Origin of the sequence: Dactylosporangium sp. NPDC049525, assembly GCF_040676755.1 — a bacterium.
GTDB lineage: Bacteria > Actinomycetota > Actinomycetes > Mycobacteriales > Micromonosporaceae > Dactylosporangium.
Genome location: NZ_JBFAPO010000065.1, coordinates 1 through 14,294, shown reverse-complemented (window position 1 = coordinate 14,294; position 14,294 = coordinate 1). Strand labels below are relative to the sequence as shown.

14 protein-coding genes are annotated in these 14,294 nt (G+C 71.7%); 7 read left to right on the top strand and 7 right to left on the bottom strand.

Going from position 1 to position 14,294, the window contains the following annotated elements; translation table 11 throughout:
• Positions 1-282: 282 nt before the first annotated feature.
• Entirely contained in the window at positions 283-1,584 is a 1,302-nt protein-coding gene (locus tag AB0K00_RS48820) for a DUF5931 domain-containing protein (protein WP_363537082.1), read from the bottom strand.
• Positions 1,585-1,590: 6 nt separating this feature from the next.
• Complete coding sequence (gene ung, locus AB0K00_RS48815) at positions 1,591-2,265, bottom strand: uracil-DNA glycosylase (protein ID WP_363537079.1); 675 nt, start codon at positions 2,263-2,265, stop codon at positions 1,591-1,593.
• Positions 2,266-2,579: 314 nt separating this feature from the next.
• Here ung and AB0K00_RS48810 point away from each other — a divergent pair, with 314 nt between their 5' ends.
• Positions 2,580-3,686 (top strand): hypothetical protein, encoded by a 1,107-nt coding sequence (locus AB0K00_RS48810; protein ID WP_363537076.1) that lies wholly within the window; start codon positions 2,580-2,582, stop codon positions 3,684-3,686.
• Here AB0K00_RS48810 and AB0K00_RS48805 read toward each other — a convergent pair.
• Positions 3,655-4,305, bottom strand: coding sequence for a class F sortase (locus tag AB0K00_RS48805; RefSeq protein ID WP_363537073.1), 651 nt, complete (start codon positions 4,303-4,305; stop codon positions 3,655-3,657). The genes AB0K00_RS48810 and AB0K00_RS48805 overlap by 32 nt on opposite strands.
• A 4-nt stretch (positions 4,306-4,309) precedes the next feature.
• Positions 4,310-4,783, bottom strand: coding sequence for a hypothetical protein (locus AB0K00_RS48800; protein ID WP_363537070.1), 474 nt, complete (start codon positions 4,781-4,783; stop codon positions 4,310-4,312).
• Between the two features lie 294 nt (positions 4,784-5,077).
• On the opposite strand from AB0K00_RS48800, the gene AB0K00_RS48795 reads away from it, so the two are divergent.
• The 3 genes from AB0K00_RS48795 to AB0K00_RS48785 all read left to right on the top strand — a co-directional run bounded on the left by AB0K00_RS48795 (position 5,078) and on the right by AB0K00_RS48785 (position 8,253).
• Positions 5,078-6,364 (top strand): citrate synthase, encoded by a 1,287-nt coding sequence (locus tag AB0K00_RS48795; protein WP_363537067.1) that lies wholly within the window; start codon positions 5,078-5,080, stop codon positions 6,362-6,364.
• 121 nt (positions 6,365-6,485) lie between these two features.
• On the top strand, positions 6,486-7,145 hold the full coding sequence (locus AB0K00_RS48790; protein ID WP_363537064.1) for a hypothetical protein: 660 nt from the start codon (positions 6,486-6,488) through the stop codon (positions 7,143-7,145).
• A gap of 328 nt (positions 7,146-7,473) precedes the next feature.
• Positions 7,474-8,253: a hypothetical protein gene (locus AB0K00_RS48785; RefSeq protein WP_363537061.1), complete on the top strand. Its 780-nt coding sequence runs from the start codon at positions 7,474-7,476 to the stop codon at positions 8,251-8,253.
• 15 nt (positions 8,254-8,268) lie between these two features.
• Here the strand turns inward: AB0K00_RS48785 and AB0K00_RS48780 are convergent, their stop codons facing one another.
• The 3 genes from AB0K00_RS48780 to nhaA form a co-directional block, all read right to left on the bottom strand.
• Entirely contained in the window at positions 8,269-8,622 is a 354-nt protein-coding gene (locus tag AB0K00_RS48780; RefSeq protein ID WP_363537198.1) for an STAS domain-containing protein, read from the bottom strand.
• A 46-nt stretch (positions 8,623-8,668) separates the two neighbouring features.
• Complete coding sequence (locus AB0K00_RS48775) at positions 8,669-9,628, bottom strand: sodium:calcium antiporter (RefSeq protein ID WP_363537058.1); 960 nt, start codon at positions 9,626-9,628, stop codon at positions 8,669-8,671.
• Positions 9,629-9,884: 256 nt separating this feature from the next.
• Entirely contained in the window at positions 9,885-11,081 is a 1,197-nt protein-coding gene (nhaA, locus tag AB0K00_RS48770) for a Na+/H+ antiporter NhaA (RefSeq protein ID WP_363537055.1), read from the bottom strand.
• A 140-nt stretch (positions 11,082-11,221) separates the two neighbouring features.
• Between nhaA and AB0K00_RS48765 the strand changes: the two genes are divergently transcribed.
• The 3 genes from AB0K00_RS48765 to AB0K00_RS48755 are packed head-to-tail and all read left to right on the top strand — an operon-like array spanning position 11,222 to position 14,180.
• Positions 11,222-12,007 (top strand): hypothetical protein, encoded by a 786-nt coding sequence (locus AB0K00_RS48765; RefSeq protein ID WP_363537052.1) that lies wholly within the window; start codon positions 11,222-11,224, stop codon positions 12,005-12,007.
• 41 nt (positions 12,008-12,048) lie between these two features.
• Positions 12,049-12,819, top strand: coding sequence for a hypothetical protein (locus tag AB0K00_RS48760; RefSeq protein WP_363537049.1), 771 nt, complete (start codon positions 12,049-12,051; stop codon positions 12,817-12,819).
• A complete protein-coding gene (locus AB0K00_RS48755; protein ID WP_363537046.1) occupies positions 12,816-14,180 on the top strand; it encodes a DUF998 domain-containing protein in 1,365 nt (454 codons plus the stop codon). The genes AB0K00_RS48760 and AB0K00_RS48755 overlap by 4 nt, the downstream gene beginning before the upstream one ends.
• Positions 14,181-14,294: the final 114 nt, after the last annotated feature.

The following is a 14,294-nucleotide window of genomic DNA, read 5'->3' as shown; positions in this document are numbered from 1 at the left end:
CGATCGCCGGGCGCGCCGACGAGCATGCCGGGGAAGGAGCCGTCGAGGTTGTGCGTGATGGTGCGGTGCAGTGCGGGGAGCGTGGGTCAGCGGGGAGTCAGGTGGTTCGGCGGTGCCCGCTTGTATGCCGGCGTGTCGTGGTCCTGGTCGGTGCTTTCCGCGGTGGGTGCGGTCCCGGGCGAGCTCGCGGCGGCGAGGCCACCGCCGGGACGCCGAAGGTCATGCCGGTGAGGAAGCGCTGAGGTTGGGCTCGAAGGTTGAGTGCAGCATGGTGGGCAGGGGTCAGCGGGGGATGTGGAGTTCGATTTCGGTGCCGGTGGTGGGGCTGCTGGTGATGGTGGTCGTGCCGCCGAGGTCGCGGATGCGGCCGCGGATCGACTGGGCGAGGCCGAGCCGGCCAGCCCGCTCGGCCTCGGTGAGGCGGCCGTCAGGGATGCCGGGGCCGTTGTCGCGGATGGTGATGGTGACCGTGTCGTCGAGCTCCTCGATCAGGAGCCAGGCCTTGGCGCCGGGGCCGGCGTGGAGGTGGACGTTGTCGACGGCGGCGGCGACGGCGGAGGCGACTTCAGCGGCGACCGGGGCCGGCAGCAGGACCTCGGTGGCCGGGGCGGCGACGCTGACCCCCATGGCGCCGTAGCGGTCGAGCACGGCCCGCAGGTCGACGAGGTCAGGCGGCTGGTCGGCCGATGCCCGCACACCGCGCGACCCAGTGCCGCGCGTGGAGGTGACCCGGGGGTCGGTGTCGCGGGCCAGGGCGGCGCGTGCGGCGGGCGACGTGGTCGAGGGCGAACGGGACAGGCTGGCCGGGAGGCGGAAGGAGCGGCGACCCGAAGCCGGGGCAGACGGGGACGAGGGGCGGCGGCGGGTCGTGGCGGGCGTCGGGCCGCTGGAGCTGACCAGTGCCCGCAGCGTGGCCTCCTGCTCGCCGGCGAGGCGGCCCAGCTCGGCTGCCTCGCCGCCGAGTTCGGCGCCGCGGCGTTGCAGGAGGGCGAGGACCTGCAGGACGGAGTCGTGGATGCCGCGGGCGAGGCGCTCGCGCTCGCGGGTGGCGGCCTCGAGCTCGGCCGCCCGTTGCAGGCGGGCCTCGGCGTCGATGGCGAGGCGGGCGATGTGGCCGATGCCGACGCCGGCGAGCAGCATGAGGACCGGGCCGTTGACGGTGGCCTGGGAGAAGCCGGCCCGGACGACCACGTCGGCGCCGCTCATCAGCAGCGCGGCGATCGCGCCGCGGCGGCGGCCGCCGGAGATGGCCCAGGCGACGACCGGGCTCGCCACCCACGCCATCGGCAGGGTGGGCGCGCCAACGCCGAGGCCGTCGGGCTGGACGATCCAGCGGGTGGCGAGCAGGCAGCCGGCGGTGACGGCCAGGTCGGCGGTGAGCAGCGGCCAGCCGCGGCGCTCGGGGCGCGCATAGGCGAGGCTGCTCACCACCGTCCAGGCGGCCATGACGGACAGGATGAGCCAGCCGCCGAGGGGCCAGTGGTAGTGCTGGAAGTTGCCGATCATCAGCACCGCGGCATAACCGAGCGCGGCGATGCGGAAGACCAGCAGCGCTCGCCACAGGGGTCCCTCGAGGGCCTTCACGGTGGGTCAGACCCAGCGGACCGGGGGTAGGCCGGCCTCGACGAGGGCGGCGTCGGTCTGGCTGAAGGGCTTGGAGCCGAGGAAGCCGGCGGGGTTCATCGGGCTGGGGTGGCCCGCCTCGATGATCTTGTGTTGGGGGTTGGTGACCAGGACGGCCTTCTTGCGGGCATAGCTGCCCCACAGGACGAACACGACCCGGCGGGGCATCGCGTTGAGCGCGGCGATCGCGGCGTCGGTGAAGTGCTCCCAGCCCTTGTTGGCGTGGGAGGCGGCCTTGCCGGCGCGGACGGTGAGGACCGCGTTGAGCAGCAGGACGCCGTCGCTCGCCCAGCCGGTGAGGTCACCGTTGCTGGGTGGGGTGACGCCGAGGTCGTCGCGGAGCTCCTTGTAGACGTTGCGCAGGGACGGCGGGATGGGCACCCCGGGGCGCACCGAGAAGCTCAGCCCGTGTGCCTGGCCCTCTTTGAAATAGGGGTCCTGGCCGAGGATCAGCACCCGTGCGGCCTCCGGCGAGCAGAGCCGGAAGGCGGTGAACAGGTCCGGCAGCGGGGGATAGACCGGGCCGGCCGCATATTCCGCCTCCACGAACGCCTCGAGCTTCTGCACGATCTCGAGATCCAGGTGCGGTTTCATCATGTCCCGCCAGCCGGCGGGGAGCAGCTCGAGCAAATCCAACGACATGCACCGCACTCTACGAAAGAGGTGCGACAAAACCAGCACAAGGACAACCCCGTGCAAAACGCGGGGGTATGTCGGAATTGGCTACATTGCCGCGCGGAACCCGGGAGACTGGAGGTGTGGCGCAGGTAGGACCGGTCGGGCAGGGCGGCGAACCGTTGACGGTGCTCTGGGCGTGGAGGCAGGCCCAGTTGGAGCAGACCGGCCAACGGGCGTCACCCAGGCCTCGGCGCGAGCAAGATCAGCCGAAGAACAGTCTTGCACAGGACGGTCCAGCGGACGGGCCGAAACCCGGCGATCAGGGCTATCTGACGCAGTTGCAGCAGCGCCTGCGGGAAAGTCTCCGCGACGTGCGGGCCGTCGTGGCGCGCCTCGCCGACGTGCCCGCGGAGCAGCGCACCGTCCTGCACAGCGCGATCGCCGCCGACCCCTCGGCCGCCGAGCGCGGGTTCGCCTGGCTGCTGGAGCACTTCGACCAGCCGAGCGCCGTCGTGCCGCAGTTCGCGCAGCTGGCCCCCGCGCTCGACGCGCTGATCGGCCCGCGCAGCCGCCAGCTGGACCTGTTCGGCGAGGCCCTGGTCGAGGCGGTCCGCGAAACCTCCAAACAGTCCTGGAGCGACGAGGACGCCGGTACGTGGCGCGACGGCTGGCGCTTCGTCGTCGGCTGGCTCCGGCAGGGCAAGTCGCTGCAGCAGGACGAGACCCCGTTCTGGACGGCCACCGTCCTGGCGCACGACCAGCGCCGCGATGACGTGGCGGTGCTGCGGCTGGCCACCGACCTGCCGTACCCGGCGCGCGCGGGGCAGCGGGCCGTCGTGGAGCATCCGATGGTGCCCGGCGCGTGGCGGGCCTGCTGGATCTCCGCGCCGCCGACCGGCGACAACCGCCTCGAACTGCACGTGCAGGCCACGCCGAGCGACGACGCGACCGGCGCGCTGGTGCACGGCACCCGGGTCGGCGACGCGGTGCGGCTGCACCGGGCCGAGGGCGAGTTCGTCATCGAGAAGCACGGCCGGGCGATCCTCATCGTCGCCGAGGACGTGCACGTCGCCCCGGTGAAGGCGCTGCTGGACGAGTTGGCCGCGCGCCTCGACGACCGGGTCGTGCACCTGTTCTGGGGCGTGTCGACCCGTGACGACCTGTACGACCTGGAGTCCCTTCGGGCCCACGCCGCCCAGTGCGCCCACGCGACCGTGCATCCGGTCGTGGCGAGGGGGCCGTCCCACCCGTACCTGAGCGGGTCGCTGCCGCAGGTGGTCGTCGACTTCGCCGAGTGGACCTCCCACGACGTCTACCTGTGCGGCACTCCTCTCGCGGTCGGGGTCATGCGCAACATGCTCATGCAGCGGTCGGTGCCGGCCGCCCGGATCCACTCCGTCACCCTGGACCAGCTCACGGCTGCCACGACACCATCGTCGCGGTGATCACGGTGTTGCCCGCGTAGGTGCTGGTCGCCCGGTTGAAGGTGCCGCCGCAGGTGATCAGGCGCAGCTGCGCCCGGCTGGCGGGGCCGTAGACCAGGTCGGCCGGGAACTCGTGCTTCGGGTACAGGCGCACCCCGTCGACCCTGAACGTGACCGTCGAGCGGTCGCGCCGGGTCACCGCGATCCGGTCGTCCGGTTTGAGCTTGCCGAGCCGGTAGAACACCGCCGGGCCGCTGTTGATGGTGTCGACGTGCCCGACGATCACCGCGTTGCCGGCCTCCCCGGGCGTCGGCCCCCGTTCGTACCAGCCGACCTGGGACGCCTCCCGCAGCGACGGAGGGACGAGGGTGCCGTCCCGGTCGACGTCGACGCGTTCGACCGGCGCGTTCACGGCGATGGAGGCGATGGTCAACCCGACCGGCTGCGACGCCGGAGCCGCCGAGGCGTCGGACAGCCCGGCCGAGGCACTGGACTCCACGACGGGCGGCGGGACCGGCGTGCCGTAGCCCGCGCCGATGAGCGAAACCCCCGTCACCGCCAGGGTGATGACGCCGACCACGGTGCCGCCCCGCCAGGTCCCGTTGGACCTGACGAGCACGTGCCGCGGCCGGTGCCTCACGCCGTCACACCGTGCGGCGGCGCAGCGCCAGCGCGCCCGCCGCGCCGACCAGGAGCAGCCCTCCGCCGGCGGCCATGAGGGTGCGGTTGGGGGCCTGCGCGGTCGAGCCGCCGCCGGTCGGCACCCCGCCGGTCGGCGAGACCACCAGCTGGACCACCGACGAGCTGCCGTCGGCGCAGTCGATGCTGACGTTGTACGTGCCGGCGCTGGTCGTCGTAGGGATGTCGACCGCGACGGAGAACGTGCCGGGCGACTTGCCGGCCTCCATCGGGATGCGAGCCGCCAGCCCGAGCGTGGTCCCGGCGACGTCGGCGGACTTCACACCCTCGGCGCAGACGGTGCTGAACGTGACCCGCCCGCCCGGTTTCACCGTCTCCGGGGTGACAGCGCCGGCGCCCTCGGCCGACGCGACGCCGGGGAAGGCGAGCGCGGCCGTCGTGCCGGCGAGCATGGCGCCGGACAGCAGGATTCTTCGCATGCTCCCATTTGCCGCCGTACCGGGGTGATCGCCGAACACCTTCCGCGGAGGAGTGGGACGATGACACTGAGGTCACCCAGCAACCTTGAGAGTTTCCAGAAACGCCGGGTTGGTCCCGTACTTCCTCCGGTGCGAGGATGAGGTAACGAGTAGGAAATATCGCACGTGAGCGCCCCGCCTGGTGGTGCGGGCTGCGCGTCTGAAATCCTGCGCGTCGGCGCCATAAGCGCCGGTCGCGGGCAATGGCGGCCGCGGCCAGAAGCCGGACTGCGGGACGAGACGGGAACGACGCGCATGAGTGAGTACAAGATCACCTACCCGGACGGCGAGCTCGACCTGCCGGCACGCAAGGCAACCGAAGGGCCCGCGGGTCTCGAGATCGGCAAACTGCTCAAGGACACCGGTCAGGTCACGCTCGACACCGGATTCGTCAACACCGCCTCCTGCGTATCGTCGATCACGTACATCGACGGCGACGCGGGCATCCTGCGGTACCGGGGCTACCCGATCGAGCAGCTCGCCGAGCGCTCCACGTTCCTGGAGAGCTCCTACCTGCTGATCCACGGCGAGCTGCCGACGCCGGCCGAGCTGGAGGACTTCACCGGCCGGATTCAGCACCACACGCTGCTGCACGAGGAGATGCGCCGCTTCTTCGACGGCTTCCCGCGCGACGCGCACCCGATGGCGGTGCTGTCCTCCGCCGTGAGTGCGCTGTCCACGTTCTACCAGGACAGCCTCAACCCGTTCGACCAGGAGCAGGTCGAGATCTCCACGATCCGGCTGATGGCGAAGGTACCCACCATCGCGTCCTACGCCTACAAGAAGGCGATCGGGCAGCCGATGCTGTACCCGGACAACTCCCTCGGCTACGTCGAGAACTTCCTGCGGATGACGTTCGGGGTCCCGGCCACCCCGTATGAGATCGACCCGGTCGCGGTCAAGGTCCTCGACATGCTCCTGCTGCTGCACGCCGATCACGAGCAGAACTGCTCGACCTCCACGGTCCGGCTCGTCGGCTCCAGCCAGGCGAACCTCTTCGCCTCCGTCTCCGCCGGCGTCAACGCGCTGTTCGGCCCGCTGCACGGCGGCGCCAACCAGGCGGTCCTGGAGATGCTCCAGGTGATCCGCGAGGACGGCGGCGATGTCGCCAAGTTCGTCAGCCGGGTCAAGGACAAGAAGGACACCGCGACCCGTCTGATGGGCTTCGGTCACCGTGTGTACAAGAACTACGACCCGCGCGCGGCGCTGGTGAAGAAGGCCGCGCAGGAGGTCCTCGGCCGGATGGCGAAGCCCGACCCGCTGCTGGACCTGGCGATGCAGCTCGAGGAGATCGCGCTGTCGGACGAGTACTTCGTCTCCCGGAAGCTGTATCCGAACGTCGACTTCTACACCGGCCTGATCTACAAGGCGATGGGCTTCCCGACGACGATGTTCACCGTCCTGTTCGCGCTGGGCCGCCTGCCCGGCTGGATCGCGCAGTGGCGTGAGATGATCAACGACCCCGAGACGAAGATCGGCCGTCCGCGTCAGGTGTACATCGGGTACGGCGCACGGGATTACGCGCCGATTGCTGCCCGGTAAAGACCCGCAGCGTCAACCGGTTCTTGCTCGTTTGTACCTTGACGGAGATCGACCCCGGCTGTCTCATACATGAGGTCCATCTGGGGTCGTTGTCCGTTTTCGACAGGGGAGACCGGTTTTCATGAGCGCGCCAACGTTGTCGCCGCTACTCACCGCGGCAGTGCAGGACCGGACGTCCGGAGCAACCGGGGTGGCCCGGCAGGTGCTCGACGGCCTGGCCGAGTTCGTCCACGATCCCGTCACCCTGCGTGAGGTCGTGGCGCCCTTGCCTGGGCTGTTGCCGGGGTACGCGTCGATGTGGCACATCGCCCGTGCCGCCAACAGCGACGACCCTGGGCCGGCCCTGCGCGCGATCCGGGAGCAGCTCGATCGTGACGTCGAAGCGAGCGTCGCCACCGCGACCCGCCTGTTGCACCAGCGCGGCGGGTGGGCCCGCACCGCGCCGAGCAGCGCGCTGGTGAAGGCCGTCGCCGCGCAGCTGCCCGCCGGCACCGTCGACGCGCCCGGCACCGAGGGACTCCAGCCGGTGACGGGCCTGGCCGGGGCCGACGCGATCAGCCCCACCCGCGTGCTCAACATCAAGGGCACGCTCAACCTCGCCCAGGGCATCCCCACGGTCGTCGTCACCACGTCGCTGAAGCTCGTGCCGGAGCGGGTGTTCGACGGGCTCGGTTCGCCGCTGTTCGAGCGGATCCCCCTCACCGCCTTCTGGGCCGTGGTCCTCGACGGCGAACTGCTGACCCCGGCCGAGGTCGGCCGCCGCGCCGCCGCCCTCAACTGAAGCCGCACCCAAGCCGAAGCCGAAGCCGAAATCGAGGCTGAAGGCGCCGCGACGCCGTACCGCACAAACTGACGCTGTAAGCCTGATGTTGTGCGAATCTGTGCGGTTGCGTCGGTCGGATGCTCTACATAGGACGGTTCCCCGGACACCGGTAAGACGGCACGGTTTGGGGGCTGTGCAGTGGCTCACGTTGGGAGTACATTGCGTTGCATCCCAAGGACGCCGGGGCCGCCGCTTCCCCCGTGGCGGCGGCCCCGGTCTTGAATCCTCGCCGGTCGGCGCCAGCGTTACGCGTTTCGATGACCGTGCATGCGGAGACCACATCGACATGGTGACCACCGTTCGCCCGCGCGCCACGGCCCCCGCGCACGCCGCCGGTCCGCCCCCACGCACCGTGCTGCTCATCGGCGGCCTGATCCTGCTCGCCGTTCTCGTGGCGGCGGCGGTCATCGTCGCCGTGTGGCGGGTCCGGCACGCCTCCGTCGACCGCGCGTCACACACCGTCACCGCGGCGGTGGCCGGGCGCGACGAGGCGACCCTGGAGCTGCTCAGCGGCGTCACCGCCGTCACGGTCACCGCCGCGGACCTCGGCGACGTGCTCTACCGCGTCCGCACCCCCGACGGCGGCCGCATGGTCCCCAGCGTCACCGACCTCGACGGCCGGGTCGGCGTCCAGCTCAACGACACGGGCAACGGCGCCGCCGACAAGGGCGTCGTCGCCGTCGAGCTCAACCGCGACGTGCGCTGGACCGTCCGGTTCACCGCCGGCGCCACGAGCAACACCGCCGACCTGCGCGGGCTGCGCGAGATCGGCGGTGTCGAGTACATCGGCGGCGTCTCGGCCATCGAGCTCAGCCTGCCAGCCGCCAAGGGTGTCGTCCCGGTGCGGATGAGCGGCGGCGCCAGCACCTTCCGGATCCACCTGCCGCAGGGCCGGCCGGTCCGGGTCGTTGCCGGCGGCGGCGCCGGCAACGTCACCATCGACGGCACCCGCCACGACGGGGTCGCCGGCGGGGCCGCGTTCCAGAGCGGGGACACCGCCGGGAACGACAAGGTCGAGATCGACAACACCGCCGGCGTTTCCAGCGTCGTCGTGGACCGCTACTGAGTCGTCAGAAGGCGATCAAGAGGGAAGGATCATGCCGGCGCCCGAGACGGGCGCGTCGACCGGGAGGTCCGGCAGGCCGAACAGCTCCGTCAGCCCGGTCACCTGCAGCAGCCGGTGCACGAACGGCGACGGGCTGCGGACCTCCATCCGGCCGCCGACGTCACGGGTCTTGTTGTTGATCGCGACCAGCGTGCCGATGCCGATCGAATCCATGAACGGCACCCGCCGCAGGTCGACGGTGAGCATCGCCGGGCGCTGAGCCTCGATCGTGTCGAGCACCACCGATCGCAGCGCACCGACCGTAGCGGCTTCCAGGGGACCTAACACTTCCACCACAAGTACGTCTCCGGAGCGGTGTGTCCGGACCATCGCGTCGCCCATTGAGGTCGCGTACCCAGTCAGCAGAACCGGAAACTCACGGGTTGGCCGAGATGAGCAGTGGTAAGACACACACATACGCGGCCAGCAGGACGCAAGCCTCCGGGCGGGTGATTCTGCTGCCGCGCCACAGCAGGAGCCAGGCGAGGATCGCGGCGAACACCATCGCGGTGACCGCGGCGAAGCCGAACGGCGCGATGGTGTTCCCGCCCGCGGCCAGGCCGACGACCGCGCCGCCGATCAGGCTGTTGAAGATGTTGCTGCCCAGCAGGTTGCCGACCATCAGGTCGCCCTCGCCGCGCCGCTGCGCCTGCACCGACGTCATCAGCTCCGGCAGTGACGTGCCGAACGCGACCAGGGTGAAGCCGATGACCTGGTCGCTGACGCCCCACCGGTGCGCGAGCGTGACCGAGTTGGCGACCAGCAGCTGCGCGCCACCGAGGGTCGCGGCGAGCCCCAGGACGGTCCGCAGCGCCTCGACCCACCAGCGGCGCCGATTCGGCGAGACGAAGGCGGCGACGTCATCGGGCAGCGGGTCGCCGTCCTGTACCCGCGACAACCGCACCAGCAGCACGAGCGCGCCGACGCTGAGCACGGCGAGGAGCAACCCGGCCACGAACTTCAGGCCGACCAGCGCGAACGCGCCGAACACCGCGACCGCGGCCGCCATCAGCGGCGCCTCGCGGACCGGCACCGAGGAGCGCACCATCACCGGCGACACGACCGCGACGACCCCCAGGACCAGGGTCACGTTAAGGATGTTGGAGCCGACGAGGTTGCCCAGCGCCAGGCCGGCGTTGTCGCGGACTGCCGCGGTGCCGGACACCACGAACTCCGGGGCGCTGGTGCCCAGCCCGATCACGACGACGCCGACGATGACCGGCGCGACCCGCAGCAGCGTCGCGAGCCGGCTCGCGCCCACCACCGCCTGATCGGCGCCGACGGTCAGCAGCGCCAACCCGACCAGGCCGAGCCCGACGACGAGCAGCGTCGACATCAGTCTCCAATGTCAGGACCACGGAAGTGCCAGACCCGCGGAAGTGCCAGACCGCGGAACAACCGGGCCACGAACTGCCGGCCCGGCGGACCGACACGATACCGTCCCGTGTCGCGCCCGCCGATCCGTAACCGGTTCCGGTGGATTCCCCCCGCGCACGGGTGGCGGAAAGGCGCGTCGAGCCTTATCGTTTTCAACGAGACCGGCGTCTTCCCCCGTGGATGCCGGTCTCACCATGTCCGGACCTTTCCGCGCCTCACCGGTCCCCGCCGGAGCGGGCGCTGCCCCGCCGCCGGACCAGCACCGTGGCCAGCACCGCCGCGATCACCGACGCGCACAGCACCGCGGCCGCAGCGGTGTCCGACCCGGCACCCGGCACCGACAGCCGGGCGATCAGCAGGCTCACCGTGTAGCCGACCCCGCCGAGCACCGCCACCGGCAGCACGTCGCCCCAGCCGACGTCCGGCGGGAGCGCGCCGAGCCGGGTGCGCACCGCCAGCCACGAGCCGAGCATGATGCCCGCGGGCTTGCCGACCAGGAGCGCGACGGCGGCACCCCGCGCGACCGGGTCGCCGAGCGCGTCGCCGGCCGCGGCGAGGGGGATGCCGGCCGCGGCGAGCGCGAAGATCGGCACCACTACGCCGGCGGACACGGGGTGGAGCCGGTGCAGGAGGCGGTCGCAGGCCGATTCGTCTTCGCCGTCCCGGGTGCGCACCGGCGTCAGCAACCCGAGCATGATGCCCGTCACGGTGGCGTGGACGCCGCCGCCGTGCACCAGCACCCACGCCCCGACCGCGATCGGCACGACCAGCCACGCGGGCGCCCAGCGCAGGCGGTGCAGCAGCCCGTACACCAGGCACAGCACGAGACCGCCGGCGAGCCACCACAGCCGGACGTCGTGCGCGAACAGCACCCCGACGAGGGCGATCGCGCCGAGGTCGTCGATGACGGCCAGGGACAGCAGCAGCACCCGCACCCCCGACGGCAGCGTCGAGCCGGCGAGCGCGAGCACCCCCAACGCGAACGCGATGTCCGTGGCGACCGGGATCGCCCACGCCCCGCCGTGCACCGCCGCGCCGCCGGACACCGCGATCGCGACGACCGCCGGCACCACCATGCCGCCGAGCGCCGCCACGACCGGCAGGGCCGCGGCCCGCCAGCCGGCGAGCTCACCCACGGTCAGCTCCCGCTTGACCTCCAGGCCGGCCACGAAGAAGAAGACGGTCAGCAGCCCGTCGGTGACCCAGGCCGCGAGCGGCAGGTCCAGGTGCAGCGCGTCCAGCACGGCCGATGACGGCGGTCGCAGGGACCAGAACTGCTCATAGCTGCCGCCGGGCAGGTTGGCCCACAGCAGGGCGACCCCGGTCGCGAGGAGGAGCAGCCGGCCACCGGTCGTCTCCAGGCGGAGGAACTCCAGCAGCATGTCGATCCGGCGTGCGGTGCCACGTGCCATCCCGGGCCTCCTCCAGCAGGCAGACTCATCCTGTCCTGCCGACCAGACTTCCCGGCGCACCTGCGGCGAATGCTACCCCACCAGGGACTCATTCCACTGTGGACTGTCGTGGGGGGCGGCGGGCACGGTACCGTGTCCGGGTGCGGTGCCCGAGATGCGGCGCGATCGGCGTCGACGCGCAAGGACTGTGCCTGCGCTGCCGGCTCTACGTCGGGGCGCCCGCGGGGCCGCCTCCGGTCCAGCGTAACCCGCTGCTGATCCCCGGCATCGTCTTCGTCGTGGTCGCGGTCCTGCTCATCACCGCCGTGATCGTCTACGCGGCCACCGGCGGCGACCGGCCCGCCGCCGACACCGCCGCGGAGCGCCCCGCCGCGGCCGCGACCACCGCCGCGCCGAGCGCGACCGCCACCCCCGACGCCAGCCCCAGCGCCAGCGCCGGCCCCAGTCTCAGCCCGAGTCCGAGTCCGAGTCCGAGCGGGACGGCCAGCCCGTCACCGTCGGCGGACACCTGCATCGTCGGCGTGTGGCTGGAGGAGCGGCACGACGAGAACATCGCGATCCTCAACACCGGCGTCTTCCCGTTCCACGGCAGCGGCACGTATCACCGCTACAACGACGGCGGCCGGGTCGTCTTCGACTACGGCTCGGGCGTCCGCATGTCCGGCGCCAACGGCGCCACCACCTACGAGTTCGTGTTCACCGGGATCATCGTGTACGCCTACCACGTCGAGAACGGGCAGGTCGTCTACAGCAACCCGCGGCCGGACGGCACCGAGACGCTGTTCCGCAACGGCAAGCAGGACTACACCGCCAAGCTCGAGGCGCGCAACATCCCGCCGCGGATGCTCAACTGCGGCAGCGTCGCGATGAGCCTGACGACCCCAGACATGATCGTCGAGCTGAAACGCACCAGCGCCCGCCAATAGCCGACAGAACCGGTCCGCCGCCCGGTGCGTGAACTCCGGTCGTGAGGGCGAATCGACTGGTGTACGTGGGCGGGGTGCTGCTCGCCGGCTGGGTGGCCGTCGTCGGGCTGCTGTTCCCGCGGTCGGTCGAGCTCGCCGTGCCATGGCACCTGCCGCCGCTGCACGCCCAGGTGATCGGCGCGTTCTACCTTTCCGGGGCCGTGTTCATGGCCGCGATGGCACGCAGCGCCACCTGGTCCCGCCAGGCGGTCGTGGTACCGATGATCGCCGTGTGGACCGGCGGCCTGCTGGTGGTCCTGTTCGTGCACTGGGACCGCATCCAGCACACCGGCACAACGGTGGTCATCTGGCTGGTCGCCTACACGGTGCTGCCGGTGACCGAGGTCTGGCGTCTGTGGGAGCACCGCCGGACCCCGGTCACCGCGGGACCGCCGGCCCCACGATGGCTGCGCGGCTTCCTCGGCGTCACCGGCGCGCTCCTCAGCGCCGTCGCCGTGCTGCTCGTCGTGGACCCGCCCGCGTGGCCCTGGGCGGCGCAGGAGTTCGTCCTGCACATCTACGCGCCGCCGCTCGCCGCGTTCGGCGTCGGGTTCCTGCTGGCGGCCCGCCGCCCGTTCGACGACCTCGCGATCGTCCTGCCCGCCTCGGCGCTGTTCGCCGGCACCGTCCTCGTCGTGTCCGCGCTGCGGCTCGACCTGTTCCGGCCGGGCACCGCCACCGCCGTGTGGTTCATCGGGTTCGCCGTGGTGTTCGCCGGGCTCACCGCCGGCACGATCGCCGGCTTCCCCCGGCGGAGAGCGCGCGTGTCATGAGACTCGTCAGGATCTGGATCGCGGTCGAACTGCTGTTCGGCCTCTTCGGCGCGTCCGCGGTGCTCCTCGACCCGGCCGCCACCGCCACCAACTTCGCCTGGCCGATCGCGTCGCCGGCCGCCGCCTCGGTCCTCGGCGCCTGCTACGGCTCCGTCGCCGTCATGCTCGCCGCCGCGCTCTTCGCCCGCCACTGGACCCAGGTCCGCCCGGTCGTCGCGGCCGCCGGGGTCCTCACGTCCGTGATGCTGCTCGCCACCTTCCTGCACTGGCCGGTGTTCACCCACGGCACCGTGGCGTTCTGGCTGTGGTTCATCAGCTACCTCCTGCCACCGCCGACCCTGCTTGCCCTGTGGGTGTGGCAGGAACGCCGCCCCACGGTCCCCGTGACCGACTCGCTGCCCACCTGGGCCGCGAACCTGTTCATGGGCAACGCGGTGATCCTCGGGTCGGTCTGGACGTTCCTGTTCTTCGTGCCGATGGTCCTGGCGCCGCTGCCACCCGTCCTCGTGCGCGTCTACGCCGGCTGGGCCCTCGGCCTCGCCACCCTGCTGTGGCTCACCGGCAAGGGCCGGGACTGGCGCCTCGCTGGGCTGTGGCTGCTGACGCTGCCCGCGATCCTGTGGATCCAGCTGTCGCGTTACCCGTACACCATGAGCGGCGGACTGCTCGTCCAGCTGCTGGACCTGCTCGCGCTCGCGACCATCTGCGGCACGCTGCTCATCCGCCGGCACGGCACGACCCGCGGGCTGGCCGTCGCCGGTGCCACCGGGGTCGGGCTGTTCCTCGTCGCGCTCGCCGCCCTGCCCGCGCTGCGGCCCGACCTCGATGTGCGGGCCCGGTGGGTCGGCGAATACGCCCACGGGCCCTACGGCGGCCTCATGGTCGGCGCCTACCTGGCCCTCGGCACTGGTGCGCTGTGCCTCGGCCTCGCCCTGCGGGCCGTGAGCCGCATCGGGGGAGTGCTGCTTGCCGTCGCCTCCGGCGGCGCGTTCCTGTCCGCCGTCTTCGGGCAGGACGACACCGCCACCGGCGAACGCACCGTCCCCGGCACCGTCCGGGAGATCGCGCTGGTGCCGACCTTCGTGCTGCTGATCGCGGCCCTCGCGCTGCTGACCAGGGCCGGACCGCGGTTCCTGGCGGTGCCATTCGCTGTGGTACTGGTGAGCTTCGGCGCCGCCTTCGCCGCCTCCCCGGCGTGGAAGGGGCTTGCCGGACGTGCCTTCGACGCCGCCTGGACGCTGTGGATGTTCGGCGCCGCGATATGGCTGCTGCGCGCTGACCGGTTTGCTCAGGTTCCCGCTCCGACGGTCGATTGGGCCGTCGGAGAAGGGGAGCGTGGCAGTGAGCGACGACATGGGTGACATCGTTCAGGAGTTTCTCGTGGAGTCGCACGAGAACCTGGACCAGTTGGACCGGGACCTGGTGGCATTGGAGGCCGCGCCGGGATCGCGCGAGCTGCTGTCGTCGATCTTCCG